The 12,183-nt window shown below is 37.3% G+C and carries 9 protein-coding genes; all 9 read right to left on the reverse strand.

The features are described from left to right. Positions 1-5: 5 nt before the first annotated feature. Entirely contained in the window at positions 6-1,739 is a 1,734-nt protein-coding gene (locus ABJH64_RS00410) for an ABC transporter ATP-binding protein/permease (protein WP_348275898.1), read from the reverse strand. Between the two features lie 66 nt (positions 1,740-1,805). Continuing rightward, positions 1,806-4,190 (reverse strand): polysaccharide biosynthesis tyrosine autokinase, encoded by a 2,385-nt coding sequence (locus ABJH64_RS00415; protein WP_348275897.1) that lies wholly within the window; start codon positions 4,188-4,190, stop codon positions 1,806-1,808. 1 nt (position 4,191) lies between these two features. Further along, entirely contained in the window at positions 4,192-5,022 is an 831-nt protein-coding gene (locus ABJH64_RS00420) for a polysaccharide biosynthesis/export family protein (protein WP_348275896.1), read from the reverse strand. Between the two features lie 70 nt (positions 5,023-5,092). Further along, positions 5,093-6,397 (reverse strand): nucleotide sugar dehydrogenase, encoded by a 1,305-nt coding sequence (locus tag ABJH64_RS00425; RefSeq protein WP_348275895.1) that lies wholly within the window; start codon positions 6,395-6,397, stop codon positions 5,093-5,095. A gap of 265 nt (positions 6,398-6,662) precedes the next feature. Then, complete coding sequence (locus ABJH64_RS00430) at positions 6,663-8,339, reverse strand: capsule assembly Wzi family protein (protein WP_348275894.1); 1,677 nt, start codon at positions 8,337-8,339, stop codon at positions 6,663-6,665. A gap of 5 nt (positions 8,340-8,344) precedes the next feature. Beyond that, entirely contained in the window at positions 8,345-9,433 is a 1,089-nt protein-coding gene (locus ABJH64_RS00435; RefSeq protein WP_348275893.1) for a DUF1972 domain-containing protein, read from the reverse strand. Then, entirely contained in the window at positions 9,426-10,352 is a 927-nt protein-coding gene (locus tag ABJH64_RS00440; protein WP_348275892.1) for a glycosyltransferase, read from the reverse strand. Before ABJH64_RS00440 ends, ABJH64_RS00435 begins: the two co-directional genes overlap by 8 nt. 1 nt (position 10,353) lies before the next feature. After that, complete coding sequence (locus ABJH64_RS00445) at positions 10,354-11,394, reverse strand: hypothetical protein (RefSeq protein WP_348275891.1); 1,041 nt, start codon at positions 11,392-11,394, stop codon at positions 10,354-10,356. Then, entirely contained in the window at positions 11,384-12,133 is a 750-nt protein-coding gene (locus ABJH64_RS00450) for a hypothetical protein (protein ID WP_348275890.1), read from the reverse strand. Before ABJH64_RS00450 ends, ABJH64_RS00445 begins: the two co-directional genes overlap by 11 nt. Positions 12,134-12,183 lie beyond the last annotated feature (50 nt).

Raw genomic sequence — 12,183 nt, forward strand, 5'->3', positions numbered from 1 at the left:
ACCGATCAAAATTCTTGTAATTCTACCATATTTTTAAACCTGACATTTTTCAACATCAGTTCTGAAAACTCTCCACTGTCCTCAATTATTCCCTCATTCATCACCAAAATTTCATCCGCATTTTTCACAGTGCTTAATCGATGTGCAATTAGAATTATATTACAACTTCCTCTGAGAGACTCAATATTATTTTGAATGGCCTTTTCTGTTTCACTATCCAAGGCTGAAGTGGCTTCATCAAAAATCAGAAGGTCCACCTCTTTGAATAATTCTCTCGCGATAGAAATCCGTTGTTTTTGACCTCCACTGATCAGAACACCATTATCTCCTAGATGGGTATTTTCTTTTTTAGGAAAAGATTCCACTAACTCATCCAAATGAGCAAGCTTGATTGCTTTATCGAATTTGGCCTTGTTCTCTGGGGTAGGTTCCGACCAGAAAGAGACATTATTAAAAATGGTGTCATTGAAAATAACGGGCTCCTGTGTAATGTAGCCCACCCGATTTCGAAAAGACCCTAGATCAACTTCATCCCGCTGGGAACTATTGACTAGGAACTCACCGGAACTAGGTTCTATCAAGCCAGCTAGAATGTTTGTCAGCGTAGTTTTACCGCTTCCGCTCTTCCCTACCAAGGCATAAGTGCGGTTATTCTCTATTTTAAAATTGATATTTTTCAAAATAGGGTTTGAAGGATCGTATCCAAAAGTAAGATCTGCCAGCTCGATGGATTGAATTTGATTGACTTTAATATTACCTGGATTCTTTTCAACTCCTGTTCTAAAATCCTCCAATAATTCTACACCTACATGTAGCCCACCCAGATTTGAAGTGAATGCCTGCCAGCTAGTCTGCACCAACATGATGTAATTCAATGCACGATAGAAAAACAACAAACTCAGAAAAATAGCAGCCATATTGCTATTCAACACAGTGATTTGAATAAGGATAACCAGAATGACTATACCGATTACCAATGGCTCTCTCGAGGCTTGAAGTATGGCATTGAAGATGCCTATTTTCTTTTGCTCGTCCTCAATCTGATCTACATAGCTTTTGAGCTTCTGCTTGTACTTTCCAAAAAAATCTGTCGCCTTCAAATACTTAAAATGGTGAACCGCCTGGATTAGTAAGCCTTGGTACACATGGCTCAGGTTACTGTTATTAATAGAAGCGACCGTCGTACGCTTATAGATCATTTTATAGATGAAGTTGGTGAGATAACCTCCAAAACTCACTAATAATGCAAATTGGAAGTTTGCCAAAAGTGCCAGAATCAGATAAACCAGCAATAAAACGATAGACTGAAGCGTAGCAAAATAAGCCACATAGGCAGAGATGATTTTATAAACCTCACCTGAAAGGGTGTTTTGTACTCTACCCGCATCCAGCTTCAGAAAACTACGGTAGCCCATGTTGCCAAGGTCATCTACCATTTGGTATCTGATCTTTTTGACGAAGTACATTTGGACGAGCACTTTGTAATACCCCTCGAAATACTTAATAATCCCCTTCAATAAGAACAGCAGAAAAAGAAAAGTAAGGATTACCGCAGGAGTAAGGTCAAAGCCCGCACCGGTAATCCCATCCACTAAAAACTTTAAAATCCCCAGAGATTCTGAAACCTCACTGCTATCGAGTGCTTCATTTCCGGCTACTTGTACTAATGGAATAAACATGGCTAAGCCAAATCCATCCAAAAAACCGGTAATGAGACTAAGTGCTAATAGTACGTACACTTTTTTTCCTAAAAAGGAATAGAAGAAAAAAAAGTGCTTTAACTGACCCTTGAAATAGTTTAACACTTATTTCGATTTAAGAAACTTACTCCTTTTGGTATCATCCGTGTAATAGCCATACCCGTATCCATAGGAATAACCATATCCTCCGTAGGAAACCTTTGAAGCATCAAGACCATTGAAAATCGCGTAGATATTTTTCAATCCTTTTTGCAATTTCAACCCATTGACAGCGTCAATGAATGATTTCTCAGAGTAATCCTGTCTGAAAATGAATAGCGTAAAGTCAACCAAAGTGAGTAAATCCAAGGTTTCCGAAACCAAACCTACAGGAGGAGTATCAAGAATAATCACTTCGTAATCGCTTTTCAAAGCTGTCACCAGCTGCTCAAAATAAACAGAAAACAGCAACTCCGAAGGATTAGGAGGAATAGGGCCTGCTACGATAATATCAAGATTTTCATGACCACTTTTCTTGATGATTTTCTTGTAATCATCTTCCTGTCCACTTAAAAAAGTAGAAAGTCCTACGTCATTTTTCAACCCAAAATCATTAAAGATTTTAGGCTTCCTCATATCACATCCTATAAGGATAGTTTTCTTGCCGGTGAGCGAATAGACGGAGGCCAAGTTCAATGCGCAAAAAGTTTTACCCTCTCCAGAGATGGTCGAAGTGATCATAAATGTCAACTGATTCTCCTTCGGAACCAAAAACTTGATATTTGAACGCAAAGACCTAAATCCCTCTGCAATACCAGATTTTCCATTAGTAAATACTACCAGATTTTCATCCGATTTATTTAAGAGGATGGTAGAAAGCACTGGGATTTTTAATTTCCTTTCAAGGAATTTAGGATCTTCAATTTTTGAACGGAAAAACTCTCTCACCAAGAAGATCATAATAGGTCCAAATAAACCTATGAAAAGAGCTATTCCATAAATTCTAGAAGGCACAGGGCTTATTTGCCCACCCGAACGAGCATATTCTATGATCTTGTTGGCAGGTACATTTGAGGCTTTAGAAATAGCTGACTCGGCTCTTTTTTCAGTTAAGAAATTATAGATATTCTCAGTCAAACTCTGCTGCCGCTGGATTTTGATCAAGTTTTGCTCGGCTTTTGGCAAATTTCTGAACGAGGACTCAATTACAGTTCTTCTCTTCTCTAGGTCTGCAATGGTCATTTGGTTATTGCGATCAACGTTATCAAGAATTTCCCTGATTGAAGAATTCAAATCGATCAGTCTTTGGTTGGCACTTTTTACTTGTGGAGAAAACTCAGTTTGCGTAGCCATCAACCTTGATCTGTCAACCTGCACGGATAGTAAGTTTTCTATCAACCCATTGAGGTAGGGATCGTCTATACCCAGACCAGATGGAACTACTATTTCATTGTAGTTTTCACGTACCAAATACTCCTTCAAGCGTTGGTAGTATTGTCTCTTCAGCTGAGCTTCCGCCAATTCAGTCTCAATATCCGTCAGTTGGGTGAATACCGTCGAAGACTCATCACTTAGATTAAATATCTGATTGGAGGATCGATAGTCTTGTAGCCTATTTTCGAAAATGGATAGTGAATCCGCTACTCCAGCTACCTGGCTGTCGATAAAGTTGATTGTTCTGCTGGCAATTTCATTTTTTTCTAAAAGCTCCAAATCGAGGTAAGTTTCCATCAATTGATTGAGGTAGGTTTCTCCTTTGGATCTGTTTGCAACGCCCAAGCCTAGGTTCAAAATAGAAGAATTCTTATCCTGAAGGTTCACTTGCAAGCCTCCAGAATACTTTCCAATCAAAAACTCCAAATCTCTAAGTACAAAATTTGAAGTACCCTCAGACGTGCCTGAAGTATTGTTCACTTTGATTTTGTATTGCGGAGTTTCAACCCACTCTCCAAAATTGAAAGTCTTAGCTTCTAACTCCTTCACTGTCTGATAACTTCCATCTGGCAACAGCTGAGAATAGGATTCTTCAGGAAATTGGAGCGTAAAAGTTTTATTATCCGTCCAAACTATTTGGATTGGTCCATTGAGGATCTGAGGAGCTTTCCAATCTACCTCAACGAGAACAGGTGTATTTCTGTAGATTTCCTCGGCTATAAAGGACCCTTGTCGATAATATTCAACTCTAAAATCAAGTTTTTCCAACGTAGCTTTAGCAATGGGTCTTGATTTCAAGATGATCATCTCATTGGTCAAACCTAACCCCTGCTCTTGAGAGATGGTAGGGTTTTCAAAAAGTGATAAGCCTTTTTCGTTTTGTTTGATAAAAAACTTAGACGATACACTATAATAAGGAGGTGTAGTTTTAGTCAAATAATAGGCGACGCCTAGACTAAGTATCACACTTCCGAGGATCCAAGGCCAAATCTTAAGTAGTTTGGGAATTAGTGACTTAAAATCAAATAGATTTTCCCCTTCCTGATGAAAGTCATTATCTTCTAGCTCCGTGTTCATATTAGTTGTTTCTCGTGATGGTAAAAATAAGAGCGATAGCCGTTACTGTCGCTGTGACTAAAGAGATGGTCTCTACAAGTGTATTTCCTGCACCAATCTCTCTAACCTTCATAGGCTCAGCATAGATCATATCGTTAGGCTTTAGGAAAAAAAACTCGGAGCCTAATAATTCTCTATCGAGGAGATTGATCTTGTGCATTTGAGATCCATCAGGATATTGTCTTAGCAAAACTATTTCATCGCGTTTGGCTACACGACTAAGGTCACCTGCGAATGCAATAGCTTCATAGATGGTGACACGATTTTGCAGGATGGTATATTTTCCAGATCTATTGAATTCCCCTAAAGCACTGAATCTGATCCCCCCAAGTCTTACTCTGACAAAATACTCATCTTCCTTGACGTACTTTTGCACCTTAGTCTCGACCAATGCTTTTACTTCATTAGTCGTCAATCCCAGCAGGTTAATGACACCTACTAAGGGAATTTCTACATTACCATAATCATCAAGAGAGTAGCCATTCATAAAGAAAGCATCACCAGCACCCTGTCCTCCGGCCATTGCAGAAGCATTGTTTTCATCCGCGTTGACCACATTGAAAATCGCATTTAATGCTGGATCAGTAGTTTTGATACTAATCTCTAAGATATCATTTGCCTGCAGCAAATAGTCTTCCACTTGGTATCCATACCGATTACTTGACTCTACTAGCGGACCTGTGGATTCCTCTAGTTCTTGCATGTAAATCACTTTCTTATTTGACACGCAGGAGAAAAGCACTATAGCGAGGATCGAAAAAGGAATTAGATTTTTAAAGTTCTTAGTGTTCATCTAGTAGGGTATAAATTAAATCATGGAAGATAAGGTAAATAATTGAGGTACTAATAGCTAGTACCAGGTATCATAGACGTGCATCTACCCTATCTTTCGGTAGATAGCCTTTTACATCAAACACCACTTGACTGCCTGATTTTTTGATCTGTAAGTTCATAAACTCCTTATGAGCTACCGCCAAAATAATAGCAGAATACTGTGCCAAATCTGGCGCATTTGACCCGGAATGAATAGCTATGCCATATTCGTGACTTACTTCGGTAGGATTAGCCCAAGGGTCATACACATCCACATCCATATCATAGGATTTGAGCTCATTGTAAATATCGATGACGCGGGTATTTCGCACATCCGGACAATCCTCCTTGAAAGTAAATCCAAGGATCAACACCTTCGAATCGATCACTTTCAAGTCTTTTCTCATCATCAATTTGATCACCTCTGTGGCTACATGCTTACCCATGCTGTCATTCAAGCGACGACCGGCTAGGATAATTTCCGGATGGTAACCGAGTTCTTGAGCTTTTTGGGCTAGGTAGAAAGGATCTACTCCAATACAATGTCCGCCAACCAATCCAGGCTTAAATTTTAAGAAATTCCATTTTGTCCCTGCCGCTTCGAGAACCTCTGAAGTATCTATTCCCATCAGGTTGAAAATCTTGGACAACTCATTGACAAAAGCAATATTGATGTCGCGCTGGGAGTTTTCGATTACCTTGGCCGCTTCAGCTACTTTAATGGAAGAGGCCTTGTGAGTTCCTGCGGTAATGACCGTGCGATACAACTGATCCACAAATTCAGCTATCTCTGGAGTAGAGCCTGAGGTGACCTTGAGAATATTTGCCACCGTGTGTTCTTTGTCCCCAGGATTGATTCGTTCTGGAGAGTATCCCGCAAAAAAATCTTCATTGAATTTCATTCCAGATACTCTTTCCAGCACTGGAACACATTCATCTTCTGTCACACCAGGGTAAACAGTAGATTCGTAAATAACGACATCTCCCTTTTTGAGGAAATTTCCAATATTCTCAGATGCCTTAAGCATAGGAGTGAGAACCGGACGATTGTGTTTATCGGTAGGAGTTGGGACAGTGACTATGTACACCGTGCAATCTGCAAGAATTTCCGATTGGGTAGTAATCAGAAGCCCGTTCGCTTTATCCTTAGAGAAATCCGAGACTAGAACAGATCTCAACACTTCATCTTCCACTTCGAGCGTTCTATCCTTGCCTTCGTTCAGCTCCCCTACTCGCTTGGTGTCAATATCAAAACCTACGGTGGGGAATTTCTTAGCAAATTCCACTGCCAAAGGAAGCCCTACATATCCTAAGCCTATTATGGCAATTTTAACGTCTTGTAATTCTGTATGCATAGTTAATTTACTTTCTAAAGAAATCTCTTAAAAAACTGACTTCCAAGTTTTTAATTTTAAATAATTGGCAGCTTCGCCCTTTCAGTCCCAAAACTTAGCTCTAGTTTGGAAGGCAGACTTCACGTTACTTTCTGCACACAAACAGTTCAAAAAACAGCCTCAAAGCTCCTGAATCTTCATTTACTCGTTTAATGAGTACTAAAGTTACTCATTTCAACTAAGGGGCAAAACTAATGGAATTTGACTAATTTTAATATCCCTGGTGTTACTTATGTATCTGGTATATCAAATTCAAGGTTCCCGAGAAGGTAAAGAGCTTTTGTCCTTGAGGGAAATCAGCACTAGATTCTGAAGAGTTTTCCCATTGGTAATTTACACCTTGAATTACCTGAGTTTTACTACTGAGTATAAATCTATCCCACTGATGATCCCAAAGTAAACCGACACTAAAATCTACCCAGGGCTTTTTATTAGAGCTAGAACCAAATGCTCTGTTATAAAAATCTTGGTGATTTTCTATCCTTTGAAGTAGTACTCCTATTTTATTGAGGCTGGAAATTTTTGAAACTTCCAAAATCTGGGCATTCCCACCTACACCAATTCCCACGCCCATGGATTGACCTTCATTCGTAAATCCTCGAACTTGATAATGTGTATGCCAGCTCGTATTGCCATCGTTCTGGTCAGCGTATCGGATATACCTATTTACAGATTCTGCCTGCTGTACAATCTCAGCCCTTATTTGGAATAAAGAGCCTGGTGTGCCTGTTTTAAATAGTTTCGTAAAACCCATCAAATATGCCCGAGCATGCTCAGGGTTCAAAATAAATTCTCTCCAATTGTAACTATGATCCTGCTTACCGTACTCCGCATAAGCCTCAAAATTAGCCTTGATGTTATAATACCTTAAGAAAAACGATACCTGCTGATCCTGACCTCTAGAATCATAAACCACTGAATTGTCATTGGTAAATAAGTTCACCTTTTGAAAGGCTTCGAGAATAGGCATTCTCCCTTGAAAATCATCCGTCACATCGTCATTATACTGTTGAAAAGTTCTGTTTAACCCAGCAAAAAAATTAGGTAAAAATACGGGTTGAAAAGTGACCGTTAGTCCCGTTACATATTTCCAGTCTCCTCGAAATGGATTAGCAAATAAACCATTCAAACGTTCATTTTGCGAGGGCAGTAAACCTGAATCCTCAGCCCTTCCCACGATAAGTTCTGCTTCCAGTTTACCAATGAAAATATTAGCTGGACGACTCGTGCGAAGAAAAAGATGCTTCATTCCTCTGGCATTATTGCTGAAAATGAGAGAATTGAACTGCCCTGGCCCCCACCAAATATTCTCTGTGGAAGCACCTAAGGCTAGCGGTCCCGCATTTAAGCTGATATAGGATTGACCCCACCAGGCAAAAGAATTATACTCTTTAGAAAAACGCTCCGGATGATCACCGTAATTCCAATATCTGAATCTTGCTAAAAGGACGTTTTCAGAATAATTCTCGCCAAATCCCTGATAAGGCTTATTTTGACTGGCTACAAACTCTGGCCTGAACTGAAATTTCAGGAAAAATAATTTCCCATAAACACCAGGAGAGAGCAGCGTCTGCAGCCCTGCACTATTCATCATGCTGAAATTGCCCCAGCCAAAAGGTCTGTTAGAATTATAAACTGTAGTACTCAAGACTGGCAAGATTTCCAGATGAGCCTTTTTTTCTGGAATAGGAAAAGTGTCATTAAGCGTATTAAAGCGGTTTTGCTTCAAACTCACGATAGGCCTCAGTCCAAAGGAAAAGTCTTTTATTTGATCCAATCCTTGTAACTGTTGCCTTCTGAGACTTTCCTCCAAGACTGGAAATCCAGCAGGTATGGTCTGTGCCAAAACAGAATTTGCAACTAGAAATAGGATTAAGAAACAACTCTTGGATGTTCGGATCATCAATTTCAAATTGACTTCAACATTTTGACGTACTTCTTATTTATAGCTTTCCAAGAGTAATTTTTTCGTGCTAGTTTATACATGACAGCTGACATTTCCTCCCTGTCAAGTTCCTCAAGCCTGGATAACAACTCCAGCAAATCATTAGAATCATTGAAATAAACTGCCTGATTGAACGTGGTCTCTCTATTATAATTGACGCCAAAAGCTATAATAGGAAGTCCTAAATACATAGCTTCTACAAGCGAGGGATTAGTCCCTCCAGCACTATGCCCGTGTAGGTAGTAATGGCAATTTGATCTCAATACATTCAACTCCTCATTTGCATAAATAGGATTATACAAAATCACATTCTTTTTGGTAGAGTATTTTTCATACAGCCGCATACCGTAGTCACTGGAACTCCAATTTCCCACAATTACATAGGGAATAGGAAGGTCATTCTCTGAGAAAACCTTCAGCTGCATCTCTATATTATTCTCAGGTTCTATGCGGCAGACTGTAAAAATGTAGGGAGAAGTAAGAAATGAATACTTCTTTATATAAGGAAAAGGCTCTACACAACTCACGTGATTTGCTCCATACGCTATCAAATGCGAGTCTGTATTATATTCTTCCTTGACATAATCATAGATATGTTTATTGTCTGAAACAATCCCATCGGAATACTTTACAGCCACTGACTCAGAAAATTTCAAAAATCGCTTGGCAAAAGGTCCCCATTTATCGCGTTTCCATTCAAGTCCATCTATGTGAGTGACTATTTTCGCCTTAGTAAAAGGACGGATCAAAGGGATGGAAATTGCTCCAGAAACACCTAGAACAAGAATATAATCAAATCCTTTAGTCGATTTCCATAGGGAAACAGAATCATAGATTACACTTTGTACACCATTAGCCTTAAGATTCAAGTACTGAAGCTTAGCTCCTTTGTAGGTATCTATTTTCTCTGGATAACTCGAGCTTTGACAGTAAATCGTAATATCATAAAATTTAGGAAGGAGGTCCAATAAATACTCTACTAAAGTCTCAAATCCTCCGTAGTTAGCTGGTACACCCACGATTCCAAGAATTGCTAGTTTCTTCTTAGACATTAGAACTTTTCTTTTGAATTTTTAAAATGGAAAAAGTATTAAAAAATGATTTTTTGAATTTGTAAACCATAGAAAAAGATAAGGTCAAAAAAATAAAGCCAAATTTATTAAAAGGCCTGAGATTAAGGGAGTATCTGAATAGCCTAGCTAGGCTTTCAGTGGTATCGAAACCTCTAGATAGCAGGAATTCTTGGAAAAGAAGTAAAACCCTTCCATGATTATATGATTTTAAAACTTTAGAAATAGGATTAGATTGAGAAGCCCCCAAAACATTGTTTGAATGCTGTCTATAATAACTCAATTGGGTAGGAATAAATTTATAGGAAACATCACTACTCAACACTAATAATGAAAGATACCAATCATGCATTGGAATCCTTTCATCAAATTCAAGATTAAGATGTTTCAAGAAAGAACTAGACATAGCTATGGTGTGGCCAATTACACAATTGGAGAGGAACAAACTTGGAAGCGAAAAATCTCTTTGAACATCCCAGAACTTATTATAAAAAGATGGCTTGAGTGTTTCCAGCTCAGAATTTACAATAACTACATCGTGAAAAACGAACTTCGCCCCATTTTGAAACTCTTGAAAAACAATCTCATTCTTTGTATGAATCCACACGTCATCTTGATCACACAAATAAAGTATATAATCAGAATCAAGGTAGTTGTCTCTAATAATAGCAATGGAATTGAGAAAGGAATGACAAGCTGATTTAGCATAGTCAAAAAATTGAACTGATATATGACCATATTCCTTACTTAATTTCTCAATCTTACTTCTGGATAAATCTGTAGATCCATAGTCATGAATGAAAATCATATCTATCTCTAAGGACTGGTCCATAATACTCAGCACCTGTTGCTCAATGTAGTCCTGTCCATTGTGCGAACATATCAATGCAATTTTCACCATTCTATTTTTTAAAGAAATAGCAACATGTCAAAAACCAAATAGGGAGAAACAGCCAAGGATTAACAAAACCAACGGAAAAGTACATCATCGTGCTCCGAATAGGTTTATTGATACCACTCACGTAAAAAATCGCCATAATAAACAGCGCGAAAAGCAAAAAACCCACAATTCCAAACTGAAGAAACAACATAGGTAATTGCATTTCAATTTGATAAGGTTGATTATAGTCTGTAACAAATTCATCAATCACAAAACCAAAACCTCGCCCGATATATAGATAATCTCCACTAATTAAATCTACAATGCTTAAAAGTTGATTGTATTTGAATACAATACTTAAAGCAAGGTCAGCCCTTAATACATAGGAAAGTAATTCAATACCAACAAACAATCCTCCAAATAGTATCAAAGGAAAGAAATACCAAAAATTTCTTTTAATCAAATCTTTATGATCCTTCCATACTCGCCAGACAAAGAAAATAATAATAAAAACACTTTTACACAAAATAAAAACATAGACAAAAGTTATTAGAAACAAAAATATATTAAGAGATTTTCGTTTAAATAAAGTATAATCGTTGAGAATTAGAAGTGGTGTAGTTTCTATAAAGACACGGTGGATGGAACCATCCGTCCCCCTAATAAAATTAAGCCCCCTAAAAAAACTAAAATCCAGATTGAGAGAAAAAAATATTGTAGCTAGTACTACAGAAACTAAATTAAATATTGTAATCCATTTTAAATCAAAATCAAAATTCAATTTACACTCATGTCCGATCAATACAATAGATAAAACAAATAAAATAAATCCTAAAAAATGACTGAATCCAAATTCATTTTTTAAGGAATCATTTAACCAAAATAAGGTCAGAAAAGACCCAAAAATAAAGAAAAAAAGAAAAATGAAAACCATATCTTTCTTTCTTTCAGAAATTAAAAATGAGATAATCTGTATTGGAATAAGAGCTTTTTGACTGATAAATAAAAACAAAGGCCAAACGGAAAAAATCCAATTCGTCAATCGGACATCCTTAACTTTCATTCCACTTATTTATAATGCTCGTAGATTTAATCTTTCTAAAACCGAATTTTCTTTCAATGTCTCTTTTTAAAAAAATACTAAAATTAATCCTCTCAAATCTAAGAAGGCCCGGAATATTATCCAGAAAACCTAAGTGAAGCAAGAACGTGAGGTAACCTTTTAACTTTAAATAAAACCCCGGCTTAAACAAAACCGAATAATTCCATTTTAGATGGTCAACTACATAAACATAGCTTCTTAATTCGAATAGGTTAATAACTTCATCTCTGGTAAAAGCTCGATCAAATTTAATACAAGTATCCTTAATGATCTGCAGAGCGTAAGCATCTCTAGTGAGATTTATTCCAAATAAGAAAGATTGAAAATGTTTTCTTACTTCTTCACTAATGCTAAAACCAGTAAAATTAACATGATCCAGTTCTTTATCTAGTAATAATAAGGTTTTAGTAAAAATTACCGGATTTGAGATAAATAGGGAATTATTAAAAAAAATGAATTTCATTTTTCCATGTAATATGCCTTCTAAAAAACCCTTTATATAACAATTCAAGTCATACCCTTGTGTACCACTGGAAATACTCGTAATACTTTCAGGGATTTCGTTCAGATTAGTCAAATTACCATTGTAAATAAGCAAAACCTGAAAAGTTGAATGACGAGAAATGTAATCCAAGAAGATCAAAACATCCTCTCTTAATTCGGAATTTCGCTCATATACGGCATAAACAAGAGTAGTCAAACTTATTTAATAATTAAGCTAGTGTAATTTGTTAATAAATCCGGCGTCAA

The organism is Algoriphagus sp. (assembly GCF_039969895.1).
Lineage (GTDB): Bacteria > Bacteroidota > Bacteroidia > Cytophagales > Cyclobacteriaceae > Algoriphagus.